The organism is Bacillus sp. FSL K6-1338 (assembly GCF_038006965.1).
Lineage (GTDB): Bacteria > Bacillota > Bacilli > Bacillales > Bacillaceae_G > Bacillus_A > Bacillus_A thuringiensis_S.
Genome location: NZ_JBBOWI010000001.1, coordinates 2,408,244 through 2,430,629 on the forward strand (window position 1 = coordinate 2,408,244; position 22,386 = coordinate 2,430,629).

Below are 22,386 nucleotides of genomic sequence, written 5' to 3' on the forward strand. Positions count from 1 at the left end.
GGATTTGGTGGAGCTTCGTTTAGTTTAAAAATTATGGTATGGGATCATGTACATGTAATTTTTGCTGGGCTATCCATTCTTCGTATATGCTAATAGGTATGATGACCGGATTATATGATGGGATTCCCATACAAGATTTTTAATGAAAAGGATTCTAATAAGTAAAGGACAACTTAAGAGTAGACTTCAATGCTGTATTGTAAAATTTTTAAGGAAGTGAAAAAAGTATGAAATCAGCTTTAAATAGTATTATGATCTCCTCGATTTTTGCAGTAGGAGGGATCCTTTCGCTTTTGTTTAATTTAATGGGGGATCAAGATTGGATCTGGAATTGGGTAGGGCTATTACTAGCATATCTATCTTTGGGCATTTTAATCGGTTTATATAATAAAACTGTGGATCACAAAACATTTCCTAAAATACTAAAAAGAACTTTGTTTATTTCCTTTAATGTAACTATATTAGGGATAATAATAGGGGGAACATACCAACTATTAGGAAAGTGGAATCTTACTATAATGATGTATTATTGGCTGATAATTTTATTACTACATTTAATTACTGTAATAACATTAGTCATCCTAGTATTCGAAAACGGTAATAGTAAAAATTACAGCTTACTATATAGTTTTATTATACTTTTAAACATTGTCCTTACCTTAGGACCAGTATTATTTCCAGTAGTTCTAACTATTATAGGAAATGCCATGAACGTTAGTGCAGGGCACTAATTTTCACCTATATAGATTATTAAAATGATTAGTCCAAAATTGAGATTGTTTAAGTTAAAAAACTTAATAAGCTAATAGGATAGTAAAACTAAACGACATAAAGTGGAATGATTTGATAGAAAGAAGATTATAATATGAAAATTAAGCTTAAGAAAAAAAGAATTATAAGTGTATTGTTAGCTATTACATTAGTAGCAATAGGGTATTACATGTTTCAATCTATTACAAATCCTAAGCTGGTAAATGCGGAAGAGGGAAACAGTGTTCAACAAGTGAGCAGTCTACCTAAAAATGAATTAAAAAAACCAATACCTAATCGTTTTGATGGTAAAGAAAGAAAAGTTGCATATTTAACTTTTGATGATGGACCAGGAAAATATACAGCTAACCTATTAGATGTATTAAAGAAAAATGATGTGAAAGCAACATTCTTTTTAATTGGCGATAATGTGAAAAGGTTCCCAGATTTAGTGAAACGAGAGCATGTAGAGAACCATTATGTGGGTATGCATAGTATGACACATGATTTTAAAAATTTATACACCAATCAGGAATATGTGAAGGAAATGAAAGAGGATCAATCTTTAATTAGAAATGTTATTGGAAACTCCCCGAAATTAACACGCCCACCATATGGATCAATGCCTGGATTAAATGAATCACTTCGAAATGAAGTAGTCAGAAATAATTTAAAAGTATGGGATTGGACAATTGACTCTCTAGATTGGAAATATAATAAACTACCTGTGGATGTAGCGGCCGCAAAAATTGTTCAAAATGTCTTAGCAGGTGCGACGTCTTCAAAGGAAATTGTTTTAATGCACGATATTCATCCACAATCTGTTGCGGCAGTTCCAGCAATTATAAAAGGATTAAGAGAAAAAGGGTATGAATTTGAAGCTTATGGTGAGAACAATCATTTTCCAATAAACTTCTGGCATGATAGCCGGATATAAAAGTATTTATGAGTTAAATGAATGGAATAAGAAATTGATATAGGGTTTAAATATATGTAAGAGCGCGTTGATCTAAATATATACCAACACGCTCTTTATTTATTTTTTATTATTTAAATGTAAGTATAGGGTTTTTATCGTATATAAATAATTAAATATCTTTTATTTTTATACAATAAATTACTTAATTGTTATATAAATATTGAATGAATTTAATTGTCGTTTTTAAAAAACAGTAAAATTGGCACAACACTAAACGTAATGGTAGTTATAGCAAGTGTCTCTTGTATCATATTATCTATACTAGGATTTTGGGGCCTTAATAAAGGGGAGCATTGTGAAGTCTTTTAATAGTATGCTGGATAACTTGCAAAAATTAATTGGAGAAGTAAAAAACACAACACAAGAAGTTATTTTTTCTACTGATGGGATGTTACAAGTTACTAAACGAGCATCTCATATATCAAGAGAGGTTGTTCATACTTATATTTGTTATCTATCTTGTCTCTTATTACTTGTATCTTCCAACCACTTAGAAACATATTCTTGCATACGAGATTCTAATGATTGAATCGTTTCATTTGATATAGCAAGTGCTTGATCCGCATACTTATTCGGGAACATGTTGCGCAAAGTAGGTTCATTTTCAGCACCATCTCCTGGTTCACGGTAATCTTCAATGATGTAATCATCGCCATTTTTTGTGACTGTCACACGGACTGGAAGTAAATGTCCTGCTTGAGGAACTGTCTGTGTTTCGCGGTTATATCCTTGCATGAGGGAATGGAGATAGACATACATTTTTTCATCCTTCATCTCAGTTCCATAGATTACATGCGTCTCAAATTGTTTTTTTGTATGATTTAATTTGTCTTGATTCCAGGCAATGATACTTTCTGAAATAAGGGAACCTAGTTTGCTGTTTAGCGGAATCTCCGTTACATCCTTTGCATCATTTTGGACTGAATCACACCCTGTTGTAATGAAAACGAGTGTGATAATGCTTACGGTAATCATTATCTTTCTCAAAATCTTATTTTCATATGTTAATGCAAAACGTCTGCTCATCAATTCACTCCATTTCTCTTCGTGCTAATCATCCACTGACATAAATATTTTATATAACAATAGTAAAATCGTCTTCAAACTAGAAACTTATTCTATCCAAGGGAATATAATACATACTATACCATTCTTACACATAACGGGAGAGACTCTATGAGAAAAGTTATAATGTATTGTGGGATCTTTAGTATGATTCTTTTAAGCGGTTGTATCCGATTCGGAAAAGACACTACAGATACCATTTATCTCATTCCAGAAGCATACGAAGGAGACCTTTTGGTTCTATACAATGTTCCAGGAGCTGAGTTGTTGCCAGAAGAAGATGGGTTTCGTGTTGTTACTTTTTCTGCAGACGGGACCGCAGTAACATCAACACCTAATATGAAATATGGGGAAGTCAACGATACCTATTACACGGTTAACAAGGAAGGAAAGCGCACCAAACTTGACGAAAGCTGCATACGCGTTGGTTCAAATGGAAGCACTACTGAAAACATCGGTGAAGAAAATGAGCATACTTTCTCATACGCGAAATTGGAAGTCACACCTAGTGCATGCTCACAAAGCTTCTCATCATACGGGAGAGAAGTACCAGAAAATCAAGAACATCCTGTAGAGAAGAAACTGAGGGACTTACTGGTGCGTGTAAAAGAGCAGTATATGAAAGTGAAGAGCTAAATTTTAAAATTCTAAAAAGGGTGAATGGATGGATGATGTTAGGGATAGGGCTAATTGTATTAGGCATTTTACTTGTCAGCATAGTATCATACCGAGAAATAAAGAAAGCAGGGGGCGTTACCTGGATTGAAATTCTAGTCTATCCCTTTTTATTATTAATATGCGCGCTACTCGAGCATATTGATTTGCCAGGGTTTTTAATATTTTTAGGTTTGGTATGTATTGTTTTTGGTAGCTGTATGGTCATGGGCGTCAATATTCTATAACATTAAGAGCAAAGCATCTAGTTCAGTTGCTTTTTTATTTTATTTTGTAATTTTTATTTTTAATGTCTATCACACTAGTTACCCAGACATACAGGGTTCCAAGTGCTGGTAAAAAACTTAGCAAGTTGAATGTATTCTCTATAATATAGAATGAAATAAAAATGGAGGAAAAATAAATAGACAATGGAAGAAAAATGTATACGTCACGTTTTAAAGATTTTAAACTTTGCACTTTATTCACCTCAGCTTTTCTGGCATTATGTTTTAAATAAGAACCCGTAAATTTGCAGATTCTCCTGGTGATGATTTTAAAATATGTAACTCAGTTTTAATCATAGAATGTATTGAGTCACTATAAAAATCAAATATTAATTTTCTAAAGAATCCTATACAAACCTTATTGCGTTAGAAATACAGACCTAATTATAACCGTTTTAAATGGATCCAATTAGATTTCGGCCATCCCAGTATCCGCATCATAACTAGTAACACTTCCTGTCATCCCTTTTAAAATACCAACATGGACTGTTGCATCCGCACTAACTGTTACAATTTTCATCACATTCAGCTCCGTTTCGATAATATGCTTTGAATTCCCGCGTGATCATTTATTCGTTAGATAACAAAAACGCACCGTAACCCAGTGCGTTTCAGACAAATATACCTATATGTTTTACTTTGTAATTTGGAAGGAGCCACCATAATAATATGAAGTGTCTATCTTCAGTACTGCTACATATGTACCTGGTGTGTAAACTGTTGTAATAGGTGTTGTGAACCTAGAATAGTAGTGGTGCCCAGCCTCACCTGCAGAAATGGTTTTGTAGCGCTGCAATTCACCTTCTCCGTTCAATCTATAAATCTTTACAACACCCACATCTTTTCCGCCTATATATACCGTCGTATCAAACGTACCACCTTGTTTTAACCTACCAGGGGCTAATTCTTGTATATAGTCCGCATTGTGATGCAATAAGAAATACGTTTGCCATGGCCAATCATCCACAACAGCTGAAGCTTGCTTAATCGTATTTACTTCAGCGCGCGCTTTATCAGGTAGCGTACTGTCTAAAACGATAAAACCCGAAAAGGTTAAGGCAACAATTAAAGCAAATGAACATAATTTTTTCATATTAAATTCCTCCCGTTTATCTGACATTTTCATAGTCTACTTACAGGTATTAGGTTGTCATCCATTAATTGGATTGTTATTATAAAATCAATATATCATTTTCTTTTAATTTAATCAAATTAGAATTTTCTAACAAATTATGAGAATAGATAAAATTCTACCTTTCTCCGTTTTTTCTATCATACAGAAGAAAGAACAGAGGCGATAAAGAAATTTTATTCCTCTCTCTTTTCAAATTAACAACATTTCCCGTTTGTACGGTACGAGACTATATTAAACATAAAATAGACACGAAAGGGGATTGGAAATAGCGAATATTTACATGGAATCTAGGAGATGCAAGCTCAACATTTCATAACGGATCGATGGTTCCATTTCAACAGACTCCGAATCCGACAGTAATTTTGTTCTGTTTATTCATGAGGTAACGGAAGAGAATTTAGAAAAACTTGCTACAATTGCTCATCAGTATATAGAGGAGACCATCCATTGTTACAATTACGGCATTGTAGAAGAAATAGGTTAAAAGAATAAAACATACTGTTCCAAATTAATATTCCGTGTGTTTTTTGAACATATATCCCTTACTTTTATGTATATATTGAATATATAAATATATTGTGTTATGATGTTAATTAGAAACTCGCGTGTTTCAAATACAACATTTTTATCTTCTTGATGACCTCTTATCTTTCCGTAAGAGGTCTTTTTTTTATCCCTTCGTATTGCATAGCCGCTAAAATACTATGAAAAGATACTAGAGATTACTCCACTGTGATATTCTCTAGTATCTTTTCTTTATCTATATTATCTATTGTTGGGTAAACGATGAATTATTACCTTTTGTATAATTTTTATACATCCTGCAAATACGTTATTTTTTTAGTAGGCAATTAAAATTTATATACATAATGCATAGAACAGTAGTGAGGAGATAACAGGAAGTAATAAATATAAGTTTGGATGACTTCTTATTTTGTAAAACTAGGGTGTAGAAAGGATGAAACAGATGGAAGAAAAACGAATTACGATTTTTGTAGTGGATGGCAATGTCAAAGTCGCGAGCAAACTCCGTGATGTTGTGTTAGATATTGTTGATTTTGATAATTTAGGAGAATACGTAGAGCCTGCTTTTACAGGGATATTGTATTAAGAACAGGAGGGAGTATGATTCCAAAAGAAGTAATGGTAGAATACGTCTCAATTTCCTGATTTAGCAAATCTGCTACCAACTGAAATTGTTGTTTATCCGGCTATTTGCCGCGCAGCCCGATTGGTGAGGGCTGATTAAAGTTTCACTTTATTAAATTGGATTAAGAGATTCTTGAAATGAGGTAGAAACAAAACAGCTTTGTGGGAATTAAACAAAAGGCTGTTAAAACAATTAAAGTGTTAGTTAAAAAAAGCTGATAGCTGAGCGAGAAGTAAACAATTAAAAAACTTTACTACATATGTAGCAAGTTTTTTCTTAACGTACGAAAATCTTATTATGCATTACTATTAACTTAAGATCATGTATCTTATGATGAAATTCTATCTCTCTATTCATTTATTCGAAGATTCTTAAAACTCTTGCGATAAAACGTGGACGTATTTATAATTATAGTTAGTTAAGCTAACTAATTGTAGTTGGATTTTCAACACAGGAATAGTTCAATAAAAAACAAGAATCTGAAGCAAATTTGTTAATCTATAGGGCGATTCCTCAAAGAATAGAGCTGTACGCAGAATGAATTTAAAAAAACGTTAGCGAAGGGAAACTAATTAAATGGCAGCTAAGCTTGGTTTATTTATGTTATGAGTATCTGATAATGCACGAGACAAAGAAATGGTATGTCGCTAAGTACTTGCTTTCTGTGCTTCTTGTGCATCATTAATTGAGAAGTAAAGTTATTAAATAAAATACATGTAAGTATAAAAGATAAAGTTGGAGAAGGTAGATAAATACGTTGGATTATTAAATTCAACGTATTTTTACAGAATAAAAGTTAGTCTAACTTATTATAAGTTAAGCTAATTTAATTAGAAGGAGGTGAAAATTGTTTACAACTTGTCTTAGTAATAACACAAATTACTTAAATATACTGATTTCTATGGAACTTAAGAAATTTGGAACAAATAACAAGGAGGGTTTAATTAATGAATAGTTCTAAAGAAAATAATCCTATTTTGGCGGTCGTTAGCTCCAGCGGTAATCAAATTCATTTCTTCAATACGAAAAATTTTGAAAGAATAGGGGTTATAAATTCTCCAGTTACAGAACCTCATGAATTATGTTTCGATTCTAAGCGTCAATTGTTATATGTAAGTATTACTTATCGCTCAGGTTTTTATAGAAATAATCCGGAAAAAAGCCATGAAATTTTAGTTATCGATATTGATCAATTTAAAGTAATTGATATTATTGATATTTCGCCGGAATTTGCACCACATGGTTTAGTTTATAATGAAAAAAAAGACTTATTGTATGTAAGTGTTGAATCTGGTGAAGGAGGAATTTTAATTATTAATCTTAACACAAGAAAAGTGCTAGATAGAATCTCTACAGAAGCAACAGGTCCACATTGGTTTGTGACGAATCCAGATGGTACAAAAGGATATTCCTCTAATAAAGAGGCGCCCTTTATATCGGTTTTAGATACACATAATAAGGAGTTAATTGGAAAAGTATCTATGCCCTATGGTAGTGAAGAACTAGCTATTTCTCCTAAAGGTAATCGAGTTTATATCCCTTCACCATGTTTACTTGGAGACTACAAAGAGGAGCAACCTACACTTAGCATCATTAATACAGAAACCGATAAAATTATAAAGACAAAATCATTTTCAGATTTAATTACTCCGGTTCATGTAACGAATGATGGGAAAGTATTGGTAGGACATACGCGTTTTCAGAATAAGAATGGAGAGAGAACAAGAAGTATGTTTTCTCCAGCACCAGGGTATGTTTCTGTTCTTGATGGAGAATCGTTAAATGTGTTAGGTACAATAGAAGTAGATTTACTCCCAATTACAATGCGTTCTTCTACGGACGGAACGGTTGGATATGTTTCTAACCTTAGATCAGGGACAATAAGTGTATTAGATTTAGTTAATTACAAGAATGTTCATACCATTGAAGTTGATCCAGGAGATCGAAATGCAGATCCTTCTGTAAATCAAGGAGCTCACGGTATAGCATATATAGAAAGGTAAAATAAGAAAACGCTATTCTTTTTGTAGAAATTTACAGAAAGTATGGCGTTTTTTATGTATCTATTAATTTCTGATGAATTCCAATTAGGTCTATTTTTTTTGCTGGTTAGGAGCGCCTGTTATTCATTATTGACTTCTGATAAATAGATTATGTTTCCATGTTAAAAGAGTAGGCAAAGTTTTTTAATGCTCGTTATTAGCTTTTGTATGAAATTAACTTTGGATAATTGATTATTGTATTCTTCTAATTGGATTAGATATTCATAATTAATTTGCAACAACCAAACTTCTTTGAAAACGAACTAAAAGGTATTTTAAATGTATGTTTTAAAACACCACTAATAATGATAACGTTTGCTAAATATAGGAGCTCCTTAAGTTTGTAAGAAGCTTACAAACCTCCTTCTTCCAATGCAACTTAAGCGTAAATTAATTTTTTGTAAATATGGAACAATGTCCTTACTTACACTGTCTATTAAGCGTTAAACATTTTTTATTAAATAAATTAAGAAAGGAATCATCATTTTTAACTAAGGGAGAAGATTGAATTGAAAAAATTATGGATGCTGCTTTTCGTTTGTTTCGCAGTTATGTTGGTAGGATGTAATAAAAACGAACCGCCAAAACAAGCATTTGAAGAATATATCAACTTATGGAATGATAGAAAATTTGCAAATATGTATGATTATTTATCAGATCATGCCAAAAAATCGATTTCTAAAAAAGAATTCACAGAAAAATATCAAAAAATCTATGAGGGGATTGGAGCTAAAAATTTAAAAGTTAAAATGAAAGGAGAGAATACGAAAGATAAAGAGCTTTTTCTTTTTGAAGTTAAAATGGATACGGATGTAGGATCAGTTTCATTCATCCACGAAGCAAAACTTGTGAAAGATAAAGAATCTTGGAAAATAGATTGGACACCGGACTTCATTTTCCCAGGAATGAAAAAAGATTACAAAGTACGTATGCAAATAGAGCAAGGAAAACGAGGAGAAATATATGATCGAAATGGAAAAGGGCTTGCAACGAATGGTAAAGCAACTGAGGTTGGAATTATTCCAGAGAAACTAGGCGAAGCAGCAGCGCAAACGAAAGGAATAGTAGCGCAATTACTTGATATGTCTATAGAAGAGGTCGAACAAAAGCTCACAGCGAAATGGATAAAACCAGACTCCTTTGTACCAATTGGCGTTTTAAAAGAGGGAACTAGACAGAATGATTATATTGAATTAGAAGGAGTTTCATCTCGCCCAGTAAATATTCGTACGTATCCATTAGGTGAAGCAGCGGCACACTTAACTGGATATATAGGAAAGGTGAATGCGGAGGAGTTAAAATCACTTCAAAAACAAGGTTATCAAGCAGATGATTTAGTAGGTAAGACCGGTTTAGAGAAAGTGTTAGAAAATAAATTGCGTGGTGAAAAGGGTGGACGCGTATTTATAGAAGATGAGAATGGGAAAGAGATTAAAAACGTAGCAAAAAAAGAAGCAAAAGAAGGAGAAAATGTTACGTTAACAATTGATGCTGCAATTCAAGAAAAAATCTTTAATGAGATGAAAACTGAAGCAGGATCTAGTGCAGCGGTCAATCCTAAAACAGGTGAAACAATTGCACTTGTAAGTAGCCCTGCTTATAATCCAAATATAATAGTTAGAGGAGCATCGAAAGCCCAACGAGAAGCATGGAATAACGACTCGAAACTACCAATGACGAATCGCTTTACACAAGCATTTGTACCAGGTTCCGTATTTAAAACGATCACAGGTGCAATTGGTTTGGAAACAAACACAATAAATCCGAAGGAAGAATTTAAAATTCAAGGATTGAAGTGGACAAAAGATTCGTCTTGGGGAAATTACTATGTAACGCGTGTAAAGGATGCAAGTCCAATTGATTTTGATAAGGCAATGAAGTACTCTGATAATATTTATTTTGCTCAACAAGCTTTGAAAATGGGAAAAGATCAGTATGTAAAGGAATTTAAAAAGTACGGATTTCATGAAAAATTACCAATCGAATACGAATTTCCTATTTCAATCATTGCAAAAGATGGGATAAAAAACGATATTCAACTAGCAGACACGGGCTATGGACAAGGACAAGTATTAATGACGCCACTTCATTTAGCATTAACATATGCACCGATTGTGAATGAAGGGAATATTCCGTCGCCACATCTTTTAAAAGAAGCAAAAGTAGCAGGGAATTGGAAAGAAAATGTGGTTTCTAAAAAGAATCAAGAGATATTAAAGAGTGCATTAATCAAAGTCATTAATGACCCTGATGGTGCAGGGAGAATTGCAAAGGTTGATGGTGTAACGCTTGCTGGTAAAACTGGTACAGCAGAACTGAAAGAGTCGAAAGAAGCAGACGGAAAAGAACTGGGATGGTTCGCAGCTTTCGATGCAAATGCGCCAGACATGATTGTTACAATGATGATTGAAGATGTAAAAGGAAGAGGAGGAAGTAACGTTCCAGGTGAAAAAGTAAAACATGTATTTCAGAAATAATACTTAATTATAAGGTGAATTTTTTCACTAAATTTATTACATGTTTGCTTAACTCAAAGATATAAATTGGGGAAAATATAGAACAATTAAATTTCAAAAAAGCATTCTTTCTAATCGAGAATGCTTTTTTGCTGCGACTCTAGAAAGTTAATACCTTATCTTAATTTTCATTTCTAAAAAGTTGGCATTGCTAATGGTAAATAGAAGAGTATAGCAAATTGAAATGGACAAGTGGAGTGTTACGTTAAATTCAAAAAACAGATTTTCATGAGTAGAATTTTATCATTGTATGCTTTACTTGTTTTTTAGTAGTATTATTCTGCTTGAAAAAAGATAAACAATGGAACAAATGAAATTTGTATCTTGTCTATATATTGAAACCATAATAAAAGTGAGGGCAGTTTTATGTTTATTCAAATAAGTTTGAGGTGTGGAAATGGAACAGACGTTTATTGAAAAGTGTAATCATGATGAGCTGGACTATGTTATAAAAGACTATTGGCAAGATGTATGGAATTATTCATTTATTATTACGAAAGATCCACACTTATCAGATGATATCACGCAAGATGTATTTATAAAGGTGTTTAAAAATTGGAATTCATTTCGAAAGGAGTCATCTATTAAAACGTGGATATTAAAAATCACAAGAAATACGGCAATAAACTATTTGAAATCCTCCTATTTTAAAAGGATATCTTTAATAGGATTTTTTAGTGACGATAAGCAATCCCTGTCAGCAGAACAAGAATTTTTTAAGCAAGAAGAAATGAATGATGTGTGGAAGGTTGTATTAGAACTACCTAAAAAGCACCGTGAAATAATTATATTGGACGCAAAATATGAATTATCTTATGAAGAAATGGCTGAAACATTAGGAGTATCCATTGGAACTGTAAAATCGAGATTAAGTAGAGCGAGAAGTAAGGTTTCAAAATTAATAGGGGAGGGTAGTAGTGATGAACAATAAACAAAATCCTGACTGGTATAGAAAAATAAAAAAAGGGCCAATGGAGAATCGTAAAGATGAAGAAGAATTTATTTCTAAAATAAAGCAGTCTATATATGAAAATAATGAAGTGGATTTTGTAAAACATAAAAGACCATTTCGTAAAAAAGCATTACCAATTGTAGTTGTTTTAGTTTGTACAATGTTATTTTTCATTGTTCAACAACCTTGGCTTGATGATAATAAATCACCGGTACAAAGTAGTACTCAAATTAAGCCTAAAACAAAAGATGAGTCTGCTCAAGATCCATCATTAAAACAATTTATGAATGAACTATATCAAAGTACGAACTCGAAAAATGAAAATGACCTGTACAAAGCGTTAAATGATGAAGTTCTATTTAAAGGGAAGAGTTATAAGAAGGATGAACTGAAGTTTGATGAAGATATTTTTCATGAGTTGCAAGTCGCTCTTACAATGGGGGGAGAGTTTGCAAATGATACAAAAAAAGTATACAAAGTACCAAGTGGATTGACAGAAAGTAACCAACCAAAGCAAGCGCATTTTATATATGCAACGGTTACTGGAAATAAAACGAAAATTTTAGCTGAACCAAAACGAGAATCACAAGTGTTATATGAAGTATCTAATGAAATGGTAAAAGCTTGGATTCCAGAAAAAGTGCAAAATGATGGATATATAAAAATATCGACAATTAATGGCAATACTGGATACGTACAAAAAGAGTATGTTTTAACTGATATTAAGTATTCATTTATGTTCGAAAAAAATGATAATGGTGAATGGAAAATAATAAATATAGATTCTATTTGGTAAAAGAGGAAGGTTCACTTTAATGAACCTTCCTCTTTGTTTTTATTCTCTTTTTGAAGTGTATGCCAAGACTCTAAAATTTCTGATGTAACGAGAGCGGCAATGTTTTTTTCTGAATTACTACCAGGAATAACGACAGAAACGGCAATTTGTGGATCTTCAGTAGGAGCATATGAAATGAAAAGAGAATGATTTATCATTCTTTCTTGCTCATTTGGAAAGCCTGTAATACCTGTTTTACCTGCGACGTCAAAAGGCAACTTTTTAATTTCCTCTATATTTTGACTCATTCCACCTTGCACGACACTCCAAAAGTTCATCGGGTAACGATTTGAACTTTCTAAAATGGGTTTAAACTTTTTTGTTTCCTTACCGTCCGGACTAATAATTGCACTTACAGTTTGAGGTTTATATTTATCACCTTTACTTGCCAAAGTTGCTGCATATTGAGCGAGTTGAAGAGGGGTATGCACTTCATTTCCTCCCCAAGAGGCGTTTAATAAAGCGGAGATTCCATTTTCAAACTTATTAGATGGATGGAATTCATATTGTCCGTCTTCTTCAAAGGGTAAATCAATCCCGGTTTTAGAACGTAGGCCGAATTGTATTAAATAATCTGTCCATATATGTGCCACTTTTTCTATATTCCCATTATTTTGGTTGAATAGGGGCAGAGCTACTTTTGCTGTCATAAATGTGTTAGATGAATTAATGATAGCCTGCCTCGGTGTAATCTCACCTGTTGGCGTTCCAGGTGCATTCGTAATGTTATTTTGATTATCATACTGAAAAGTCCCTTTATCTAAATAAGTATCTTCGGGTTGGAAAAGCTTTTCGTTTAATCCAATTAAAATAGTGAGTGGTTTTATAGTAGAAGCCATATTTACATAAGATTCACCATACTTTAATTTTTGAATTGCTTTATTTTGCGAAAGAGAGTTAATGTTTTCTTTTCTAGAAGATACACGTGTATTTAATATATTTGGATCAAAAACTGCCGTGTTGGCCATAGTTAAAATTGCGCCAGTTTTTGCATCGCTTACTACAGCATAACCAGCTTTAGCATCAGGTGTTTTCTTAATTTGAGATCTTAATGCTTCTTCTGCCTTTTGCTGCAACTCAGAGTCTAAAGCTAGCCGTACATCTTTACCTTTTTGTACTTTTTGAATATTCCATAAGAATTTTTTATTATTCAATTTAAAAATAAGAGTTTTACCTGGTTTTCCTTTTAAATCATTTTCATATTGCAGCTCAATCCCGCTTTTTCCAACAGCCTTATGCTTTGAATTAAGGTCATTTTCTACATACCCAATTACTTGTGAACCAATTTCGTGTTTAGGATAATATCGAATCCATTCATTTTTAATTATTACATTATTGGGTTTGTTTTTGTTTATGAATGCAAGTTCATTTTCAGTTATATCAGAGTATAACGGTATATCATTCATAGTCTGCTTTTTACAAGATTGTTGTAATTGAGATTTTATGTTCTCTGTAGAAATATCATGTTGAAATTCGCTTGAAAATTGATTAAAAAAAGCTAATGTGTTTGATGTATCTTGTTTCGATAGCTTTTCGTCATTAGAAGTGCAATATAGAGACTTAACTTTCTTATTTGTAGCTAGTATTACACCATTTTGATCAAAAATCTTTCCTCTTTCAGCTGAAGAAGTTGCGATAGTAATTGAAATGAAGTTGATTTTTAATAAAATTAGTAAAATCAAACCTACGATAGAAAAAACCGCAAAAAATCTCCATCTTTTTATATGTAACATATAACCCTCCCTTATGTAGCCTATTTCATCTTATATTTAATTATTTTTTTTGTAAATGTGGAACAACTTTATTGTTTAGGTTGTCTATTAAGTATTACAGCATGAAGAAAGGAATAATTAGCATGAAAATTTACTAGCAAGTTTATATGTAAGTTTAATAAGAGTCATTATACAGTTTAGCACTTCTCATGCAAGTGGCAAAAAAATAGAGAGAAAACAGGAAGGGAGAGTTATTAATTCCGTATCTAAACGAAAAGAGATGGTTGCTTACAAGGATTAAGCAAAAAATTGAGGCAATATTTATAACCGATTATCGGTATCTAATATATAAGGAATGCTTTTAGTATTTGTAGCAATTTCTGAAAGGATTAAATGGAGGATTTATGAAAGAACAAAAAGGCAAGAAGCAGAAGACATATATATCTATTCGATTAAATATAATGTTCCTTTGCATATTTGTACTATTCTCAGCTATTATTATGCAGCTAGGAAAGGTACAAATCGTTGAGGGAGAGGCTTATAAGAACCAAGTGGAAAGTAGTCAAAATGCAATAACTAGTATTCCAGTTCCACGTGGACAAATTTTAGATCGAGAAGGGAAAACAGTTGTTAATAATAAATCTCTTCGCACAATTACGTATACAAGGATGAAGGGAATTACGAGTGAAGATATTTTAAAAACAGCAAAAGACTTGGCGAAAGTACTTGAAATGCCTGAACAAGATATAAATAAATTAACAGATATCGATAAAAAAGATTTTTGGATGCAGTTGAATTCGAAACGTGCGGAGACAAAGATTACTAAGAAAGATATAGAAAAGTTTAAAGAAAAGGGTATAGAGGGAAAAGAGTTAGATAAAAAAATAGAAGACTTAAGACGAGGTCGTGTTACAGAGGTAGAATTAGCAGAATTAACAGCACAAGATTTAAAGGTGTTAGCTATTAAAAGTAAAATGAGTTCAGGTTATCAACTAACACCACAAATCATTAAAAAAGATGTAACAGATGAAGAGTATGCGCGGATAAGCGAAAATCTTGCGAATTTTCCAGGAGTAGATGCAACTGTTGATTGGGAACGTAATTATGTAAACGGTAATTTATTTCGTTCTGTATTAGGAAATATTACGAGTAGTGAAGAAGGATTACCGAAAGAAAATTTAGATTCTTATTTAGTACGTGGATATAACCGTAATGATCGTGTTGGAAAAAGTTATATTGAACAACGATATGAAGATGTATTACACGGCACCAAAGAAGAAGTGAAAAATATTACTGATAAATCAGGAAACATTGTTAGCACAGAAATAATCTCTAAAGGAAAAAGTGGTAATAGTTTAACATTAACGATTGATATGGAATTACAAAAGAAAGTGGAAGAAAGTATAGAGAAAAACTTGAGAGCTTTTAAGAGTTCAGAGCCACTGCTCGATCGAGCTTTTGTTGTCATGACGAATCCAAATAACGGACAAATTTTATCAATGGCAGGCAAAAAGATTGTAGAAAAAGAAGGGAAAATAGAAGTTGAGGATTTGGCATTAGGAAACATGACAACTTCGTATGAGCTAGGGTCAGCTGTAAAAGGTGCTACTTTATTAACTGGATATGAGACAGGCGCAATACATCCAGGAGATCAATTTTATGACGCGCCGATGAAATTTAAAGGTACACAAGCTAAGAAATCGTGGAATGTATCCGGATTTGGTAATATTAATGATTTACGGGCTTTACAAGTATCTTCGAATGTATACATGTTCCAGACAGCTTTAAAAATTGCGGGAGTTAATTACGTACCAAATGGCTCATTGGATATTAAGCAAGGAGCATTTGATACGATGCGCTATTATTTCAAGCAATTTGGTTTAGGTGTCCCAACAGGTATTGATTTACCGAATGAAATAATTGGACAAACGAGAAAAGTAGATAGTCAACCTGGGTTTTTACTAGATTTTTCTATCGGTCAGTATGATACGTATACGCCGTTGCAATTAGCGCAATATATTTCAACGATTGCGAATGGTGGTTATAGAATGCAACCTCAAATTGTACAAGAAATACGAGAACAATCAATAAAAGAAGAGGTTGGCAAAGTTATACGTTCCATAGAGCCTGTCGTATTAAATCGAATTGATATGAAGAAAGAACACATTGATCGGATAAAAGAAGGGTTTAGATGGGTATTCCAAGAAGGTGATGGAACTGGCGTGAAATATTTCAAAAACGCGCCATATAAACCAGCAGGAAAGACAGGAACAGCCCAAACTGTATATGGTGGAGATGACCCGATTGGTAGAAATGCAAAAGGAGAACGTATGGAATGTTACAACTTAACGTTAGTTGGATATGCTCCATATGATAATCCAGAAGTAGCATTTTCCGTAGTAGTTCCATGGCTTCATGATGATAAAAATGGAATTAATTCTATAATCGGAAAGGAAGTATTAGATGTATACTTTGATTTAAAACAGCAACGTATACATGGTGAAGCTACTAGTACAGGTAGTTCTAAGCAAAATTAGAGTACTTTTCTCAGGGAAAGAACCTGTTCATATAAAGCCATTTATAAGTAAAAAAATGAAATATGAAATAGGAGATAGAGGCGTCGTAGCTACTATCTCTTATTTTGTTAATAACTCTCATACTAGCTATAATTTTTTTAGTTTATGGAACAAATTTGGTTCGGTGATTGTCTATTATGTGTACGTATAAAAAGGTGCTAAAAATTTGGAAGGAATGATGATTTTGAAAAATAAGAGGATGCTAAAAATAGGAATATGCGTTGGTATATTAGGTTTAAGTATTACAAGCCTAGAAGCTTTTACAGGAGGGGCACTGCAAGTTGAAGCGAAAGAAAAGACTGGACAAGTGAAACATAAAAATCAGGCGACGCATAAAGAGTTCTCTCAACTTGAGAAAAAATTTGATGCTCGATTAGGTGTATATGCGATTGATACTGGTACAAATCAAACAATCTCTTATCGACCTAACGAAAGATTTGCCTTCGCATCAACCTACAAGGCTTTAGCTGCAGGAGTATTACTACAGCAAAACTCAATTGATACATTAAATGAAGTAATCACATTTACGAAAGAAGACTTAGTGGATTATTCACCTGTTACAGAGAAACATGTAGATACTGGAATGAAACTAGGAGAAATTGCTGAGGCTGCTGTTCGTTCAAGTGATAATACTGCAGGGAACATTTTATTTAATAAAATAGGCGGACCGAAAGGATATGAAAAAGCGCTTAGGCATATGGGGGATCGGATTACTATGTCTGATCGCTTTGAAACAGAATTAAACGAAGCTATTCCAGGAGACATTCGTGACACTAGTACAGCGAAAGCTATTGCTACGAATCTTAAAGCTTTTACGGTCGGAAATGCACTTCCAGCTGAAAAACGTAAAATTCTTACAGAGTGGATGAAAGGAAATGCTACAGGGGACAAACTTATTCGTGCAGGCGTACCAACTGACTGGGTAGTTGGAGATAAATCAGGTGCTGGTAGTTACGGGACAAGAAATGATATTGCTATCGTTTGGCCTCCAAATAGAGCACCAATTATCATCGCAATTTTATCTAGTAAAGATGAGAAAGAGGCTACCTATGATAATCAACTCATTGCAGAGGCAACTGAAGTTATAGTTAAGGCTCTTAGGTAATAGTATTTTAGTTTTCGCATTTTTAACATAAAAGTATTAAAAGTATAAAGTTAGAAAACGACTCTTTTTGTGTGATAAGAGTCGTTTTTGTGTTCTTATTATTAAAAAGGTAAAAGTAAAAATATAACGAATATATATGACGTATCTCATATGAAATTTTATGTACTGTATTATTTTATTAATTTAAATAAATTTCAAGAAAGTATAATATAATTCAGTTAGCATATAGAAGTGTTTGATGAGAATATAAAGGAGAAAATATGAAAAAAAAGATTAATAGAATCGTAATGATTATTTGTATATTAGTAGGTTTTACAATCTTTTTATATTTACAGAACAATTTAATAAGTATAACTGAGGTTAAAATAACCTCTAGTAAAATACCATCCTCTTTTAAAGGGTATAAAATTCTACAAATTTCAGACTTACACAATAAAAAATTTGGCGATAATCAAGATGTGTTAATTCAAAAAATAAAAAGTATAGACCCAGATATTATTGCGATTACGGGTGATTTAATTGACAGTAAATCATACGATGCAGAAGTTAGTATGCAATTAATACGAGAAATTGTAAAGAAGTATCCTGTATATTTTGTGACAGGAAACCATGAACAATGGTCTGGAAAGTATAACAATTTAGAAAAAGAGTTGAAGAAATATGATGTCAATGTTTTAAGGAATGAACATGTAGGCATTCGAAAGGGTGAGCAAGAAATAAACTTGCTAGGTATTGATGATCCAGAGTTTGTTACTGGAAACCGTGATGAAGGAAATATTATAATAGATGAAATTAAAAAAGCGAAAATTGAAATGCAGCCAGATAAATATAATGTATTATTATCCCATCGGCCTGAATTTATAAAGGAATATACGAATGAGAGGTTGGATTTGGTTTTATCGGGACATGCTCATGGAGGGCAAGTTAGATTGCCATTTATCGGTGGATTAGTTGCGCCAAATCAAGGTGTTTTACCTAAATATACAGCAGGTTTATATGTAGAACAAAATACATCAATGGTAGTGAGTAGAGGATTAGGAAATAGTATCATTCCGCAAAGAATTTTGAATAGGCCAGAGATTGTAGTCGTGCAGCTAAATTAAGCTGTACGATTTTTTTATACAATAATGAGTAAAGGGGCTTTATGTATTTTGCAGGAGTTAACATTACAATTTTGTTAAAAATTTTCTACGTTACATAAAGTAACAAAATTTGACCCTGAGTGTTTGTTATAGTGTAAATAATCAAAAAACTTAAAATTTGTCGAGTGAAAATTGTGATAAGTAATTCATGTAAAAAACTTAAAGGGGTGTACACATGCATAAAGAATATGAAATTGAAGAATACACGGCGATTGAGGAACAAATACATTATTATTGTAAATGTTTATTAGTAAGTCATCCTGATCAAATAATAAAATATTTAGAAAAAAGGTTAGAAAAATATGCAGAAACATTACAATATGCCCATTTATATCCTGACACAGTTATTTTACCGTTACAGCAATTAGTTATTGAATATTCTTTAGACGTTGCTAGAATTCGGAAGTATATGAATTTAAAAACGTAAAGTGAAATTTATAGTTTAAATGAAACAGAGTCGACTTTAGGAAATGAAATTCTAATGTCGACTCTGTTTCATTGTTTAATATCGTTGATTGAACATACATACTAATCAATGAAGTTTGACATATAATTAAGCAAGGGTAAAATAAAAGTGAGTACTCACTCATTTTATTGGAAAAGGAGGATGAAACGTGCAACAACCTTCAATTATTTTACGGACTGTATCAAAAAGTTTTGGGAAAAAAGAAGTGTTACACAATCTTTCATTGCAAGTTGAAAAAGCAGAGATTTTTGGTTTTGTTGGACCTTCTGGATCGGGGAAAACAACGCTCATTAAAATGATTGCAGGTATTAATGAGGCAACGAAAGGTGAAGTGCTTGTTAATAATACTAATATGCCTAATTTAAATGAAATGAAACGAATTGGTTATATGGCCCAGGCGGATGCATTATATGAAGAATTGTCAGCATATGAAAATGCAGATTTTATAGCAACGATGTATGGATTAAAGGGAAAAAGTAAAAAGACAAGAATTGCAGAGGTTTTTGAACTTGTACAATTGTCACAGTATATGAAAAAGCAAGTACAACAATTTTCAGGTGGAATGAAAAAACGCTTATCATTAGCAATAGCACTCCTCCATGAACCAGAAATATTAATTTTAGATGAGCCTACAGTGGGGATAGATCCGCTTCTTAGGAAAACGATTTGGGAAAAATTTTATGATCTTAAAAAGAAAGGCACAACGATTATTGTAACGACGCACATTATGGATGAAGCTGAATTTTGTGAGCGTCTAGGATTAATTAGAGAAGGGAAACTAGTTGCGGTTGGAACAACTGAAGAATTGAAAAAACGCGTGTCATCTGGACGGATTGAAGATGTCTTTTTGCTGGAAGAGGTGGTGCCATCATGAGAGTTACTGGTGTAATTATACGTATTATTCGTCAATTTTTTCGAGATAAGCGTTCGTTAGCAATGATGTTTGGAGCACCGATGTTATTACTTTGGCTTTTGTCACTAGTGTTTACACAGAAAGACTATATACCGCAAATTGCTGTTGTTGATATGCCTGCTCAAATAGTAAAAATGATGAAAAATCAAGAAGCGTCAATTTATGAATACAGTAAGGAAAAGGCGATTTCTGAGTTGGAAAAACAAAAGGTAGATGCAGTATTTCGTATAGAGAATGGAAAAATGAAACTTCTGTTGGAAGGTAGTGATTCGTCAAAAAATCGTGCTGTACTTCAAGTATTGCAAAAAAGCACAGAGAAGAATGATGTATCGATTATGAAACCTGAAGTAAATTATTTACATGGCTCTAAAGACTTTACGATGTTTGATGGGCTTGGTCCTGTATTAATTGGTTTCTTTACATTTTTCTTTGTATTTATATTATCAGGTGTATCTTTCGTAAGAGAACGTTTAAGTGGTACGCTAGAAAGGTTATTATCCACCCCAGTAAGAAGATGGGAAATAGTCGCAGGTTATATTATTGGTTTTGGAATCTTTGCCTTTATACAATCCATTATTATCGTAAGCTTTTCCGTTTATATTTTAGATTTATACGTAGCTGGCTCCATATGGCTAACGCTACTTATTACATGTATGCTCTCTTTAACTGCACTAACATTAGGTACGTTTTTATCGGCATACGCAAATAATGAATTTCAAATGATTCAATTTATACCGCTTGTTATTGTGCCACAAATCTTCTTTTCTGGATTGTTTCCATTGGAATCTATGAACAAGTGGCTACAAATGTTAGGGAAAGTATTTCCACTCACATACGGCGCTGACGCAATGAGACAAGTGATGATTCGGAATCAAGGGTTTACAGAGATTGCATTAGATCTTACTGTATTATTACTTTTTTCAATATTATTTGCAGTAGGAAACGTATTTGCTTTAAAGAAACATCGCAAAATATAATAATGACAAAAAGGAGCTTTATAAATGCAGAAGGATTGGCTGGAGGAATTAATAGCTGCAACTAATACGGATAAACAAAATGAACGTCAAATGCGAATATTAGAGGCGGCTGTTGATATGTTTGGAGAAAAAGGATACGCTTCAACTTCAACAAGTGAAATTGCAAAACGGGCTGGTGTAGCGGAAGGAACAATCTTCCGCTACTATAAGACGAAAAAAGATTTATTACTAGCGGTCGTAATGCCAACTTTAACTAAGTTCGCTGCACCATTTTTCGTACAAACCTTTGCAAAAGAAATATTTAAATCGGAGTATGAATCATACGAAGGACTTTTAAGGGTTGTAATTCATAATAGGTTTAAATTTGCTCAAAAACACTTTCCTATGATAAAAATATTAATTCAAGAGGTGCCATTCCAACCAGAACTGAAAAATGAAATACAGCAATTAGTAGAAACAGAACTGTTTTCACATTTCAAAAAGTTGATTGTGAAATTTCAAGAAGAAGGGGAAATTATTGAGATACCACCATCTTCCGTACTACGTCTTACTTTATCAGCTGTATTAGGTTTATTATTAACACGATTTTTATTATTGCCTGAAGAAAAATGGAATGATGAAGCGGAAATTGAAAATACGATTCAATTTATATTGTATGGATTAACTCCACGAATTTAATCGTTGAAGTGTGAATTACATACATTACTTTTAAGTAAAAATAAATCGCCTTTAAAAAGGCGATTTATTTTCATTATATATTTTTGATAAATAAGTGCTTGTTTACTAAAAACATTCTAAATCAGCGTGTTTCTTTGTCTCTTCTTCTAAGACCTAATAATCCTGCTAGTCCTAATAAACCAAGCCAAGCCCAATTATTATTTTTATCACGATTATCATTTAAATCATTTGTTGTATTTACATTTCGAGTTCTTACATCATTATTAACTCTGTCTAAGTTATTGTCATTTACTCGAGTTGAAATATCAGTGTTATTAACTCTATTCATATTATTTCCATCGTATTCAGCTTGCGTAGATGTACCTAAAAACATAATAGATAGTGTTAAAACACTTAAAATAGATGATAATTTCTTTTTCATAACAATCCCTCCTTTCTTAATCATTAATTTC

20 protein-coding genes are annotated in these 22,386 nt (G+C 32.6%); 16 read left to right on the plus strand and 4 right to left on the minus strand.

The features are described from left to right. The first annotated feature begins 227 nt into the window (after window positions 1-227). Window positions 228-731 (plus strand): DUF3902 family protein, encoded by a 504-nt coding sequence (locus tag NZ044_RS12390; protein WP_340949769.1) that lies wholly within the window; start codon window positions 228-230, stop codon window positions 729-731. A gap of 134 nt (window positions 732-865) precedes the next feature. Continuing rightward, window positions 866-1,687 (plus strand): peptidoglycan-N-acetylglucosamine deacetylase, encoded by an 822-nt coding sequence (locus NZ044_RS12395; protein WP_000694595.1) that lies wholly within the window; start codon window positions 866-868, stop codon window positions 1,685-1,687. A 492-nt stretch (window positions 1,688-2,179) separates the two neighbouring features. Here the strand turns inward: NZ044_RS12395 and NZ044_RS12400 are convergent, their stop codons facing one another. Continuing rightward, a complete protein-coding gene (locus NZ044_RS12400) occupies window positions 2,180-2,755 on the minus strand; it encodes a hypothetical protein (RefSeq protein WP_000091045.1) in 576 nt (191 codons plus the stop codon). Window positions 2,756-2,905: 150 nt separating this feature from the next. Between NZ044_RS12400 and NZ044_RS12405 the strand changes: the two genes are divergently transcribed. Together NZ044_RS12405 and NZ044_RS12410 are read left to right on the plus strand one after the other, a co-directional pair. Further along, complete coding sequence (locus NZ044_RS12405; protein WP_001233342.1) at window positions 2,906-3,430, plus strand: DUF6843 domain-containing protein; 525 nt, start codon at window positions 2,906-2,908, stop codon at window positions 3,428-3,430. 32 nt (window positions 3,431-3,462) lie between these two features. Beyond that, on the plus strand, window positions 3,463-3,696 hold the full coding sequence (locus NZ044_RS12410; RefSeq protein ID WP_000979114.1) for a hypothetical protein: 234 nt from the start codon (window positions 3,463-3,465) through the stop codon (window positions 3,694-3,696). Window positions 3,697-4,369: 673 nt separating this feature from the next. Here the strand turns inward: NZ044_RS12410 and NZ044_RS12415 are convergent. Beyond that, complete coding sequence (locus NZ044_RS12415; protein ID WP_098505540.1) at window positions 4,370-4,828, minus strand: DUF5065 family protein; 459 nt, start codon at window positions 4,826-4,828, stop codon at window positions 4,370-4,372. 1,000 nt (window positions 4,829-5,828) lie between these two features. Between NZ044_RS12415 and NZ044_RS12420 the strand changes: the two genes are divergently transcribed. From NZ044_RS12420 to NZ044_RS12440, 5 genes are all read left to right on the plus strand, one after another. Next, on the plus strand, window positions 5,829-5,981 hold the full coding sequence (locus NZ044_RS12420; RefSeq protein ID WP_172583216.1) for a hypothetical protein: 153 nt from the start codon (window positions 5,829-5,831) through the stop codon (window positions 5,979-5,981). A gap of 986 nt (window positions 5,982-6,967) precedes the next feature. After that, window positions 6,968-8,023, plus strand: a complete 1,056-nt coding sequence (locus tag NZ044_RS12425) for a YncE family protein (protein WP_118961917.1) — start codon at window positions 6,968-6,970, stop codon at window positions 8,021-8,023. Window positions 8,024-8,571: 548 nt separating this feature from the next. Beyond that, window positions 8,572-10,539 carry a penicillin-binding transpeptidase domain-containing protein gene (locus tag NZ044_RS12430; RefSeq protein WP_098425349.1) on the plus strand — a complete coding sequence of 656 codons (1,968 nt, stop codon included), beginning with the start codon at window positions 8,572-8,574 and terminating at the stop codon, window positions 10,537-10,539. Between the two features lie 436 nt (window positions 10,540-10,975). Beyond that, window positions 10,976-11,509, plus strand: a complete 534-nt coding sequence (locus NZ044_RS12435) for an RNA polymerase sigma factor (RefSeq protein ID WP_000438327.1) — start codon at window positions 10,976-10,978, stop codon at window positions 11,507-11,509. Beyond that, on the plus strand, window positions 11,499-12,326 hold the full coding sequence (locus NZ044_RS12440) for an SH3 domain-containing protein (RefSeq protein ID WP_001060761.1): 828 nt from the start codon (window positions 11,499-11,501) through the stop codon (window positions 12,324-12,326). The genes NZ044_RS12435 and NZ044_RS12440 overlap by 11 nt, the downstream gene beginning before the upstream one ends. Before the next feature lie 11 nt (window positions 12,327-12,337). On the opposite strand, the gene NZ044_RS12445 is transcribed toward NZ044_RS12440, so the two are convergent. Continuing rightward, on the minus strand, window positions 12,338-14,098 hold the full coding sequence (locus NZ044_RS12445; RefSeq protein ID WP_118961918.1) for a peptidoglycan D,D-transpeptidase FtsI family protein: 1,761 nt from the start codon (window positions 14,096-14,098) through the stop codon (window positions 12,338-12,340). 383 nt (window positions 14,099-14,481) lie between these two features. Here NZ044_RS12445 and NZ044_RS12450 point away from each other — a divergent pair, with 383 nt between their 5' ends. The 7 genes from NZ044_RS12450 (at window position 14,482) to NZ044_RS12480 (ending at window position 21,934) form a co-directional block, all read left to right on the plus strand. Further along, a complete protein-coding gene (locus NZ044_RS12450; RefSeq protein ID WP_000662984.1) occupies window positions 14,482-16,614 on the plus strand; it encodes a peptidoglycan D,D-transpeptidase FtsI family protein in 2,133 nt (710 codons plus the stop codon). A gap of 217 nt (window positions 16,615-16,831) precedes the next feature. Further along, window positions 16,832-17,758, plus strand: coding sequence for a class A beta-lactamase Bla1 (bla, locus tag NZ044_RS12455; protein WP_041487946.1), 927 nt, complete (start codon window positions 16,832-16,834; stop codon window positions 17,756-17,758). 260 nt (window positions 17,759-18,018) lie between these two features. Then, window positions 18,019-18,861, plus strand: coding sequence for a metallophosphoesterase (locus NZ044_RS12460; RefSeq protein ID WP_000727189.1), 843 nt, complete (start codon window positions 18,019-18,021; stop codon window positions 18,859-18,861). A gap of 214 nt (window positions 18,862-19,075) precedes the next feature. Next, window positions 19,076-19,327, plus strand: a complete 252-nt coding sequence (locus NZ044_RS12465) for a hypothetical protein (RefSeq protein ID WP_000548621.1) — start codon at window positions 19,076-19,078, stop codon at window positions 19,325-19,327. Between the two features lie 187 nt (window positions 19,328-19,514). Then, window positions 19,515-20,240, plus strand: a complete 726-nt coding sequence (locus tag NZ044_RS12470) for an ABC transporter ATP-binding protein (RefSeq protein WP_001187074.1) — start codon at window positions 19,515-19,517, stop codon at window positions 20,238-20,240. Beyond that, the gene (locus NZ044_RS12475) at window positions 20,237-21,256 is read left to right on the plus strand and encodes an ABC transporter permease (RefSeq protein WP_001266715.1); all 1,020 of its coding nucleotides are present in this window, start codon (window positions 20,237-20,239) and stop codon (window positions 21,254-21,256) included. Before NZ044_RS12470 ends, NZ044_RS12475 begins: the two co-directional genes overlap by 4 nt. A gap of 24 nt (window positions 21,257-21,280) precedes the next feature. Further along, the gene (locus tag NZ044_RS12480; protein WP_340949770.1) at window positions 21,281-21,934 is read left to right on the plus strand and encodes a TetR/AcrR family transcriptional regulator; all 654 of its coding nucleotides are present in this window, start codon (window positions 21,281-21,283) and stop codon (window positions 21,932-21,934) included. A gap of 121 nt (window positions 21,935-22,055) precedes the next feature. Here the strand turns inward: NZ044_RS12480 and NZ044_RS12485 are convergent, their stop codons facing one another. Next, window positions 22,056-22,355, minus strand: coding sequence for a WGxxGxxG family protein (locus NZ044_RS12485; protein ID WP_000728159.1), 300 nt, complete (start codon window positions 22,353-22,355; stop codon window positions 22,056-22,058). Window positions 22,356-22,386 lie beyond the last annotated feature (31 nt).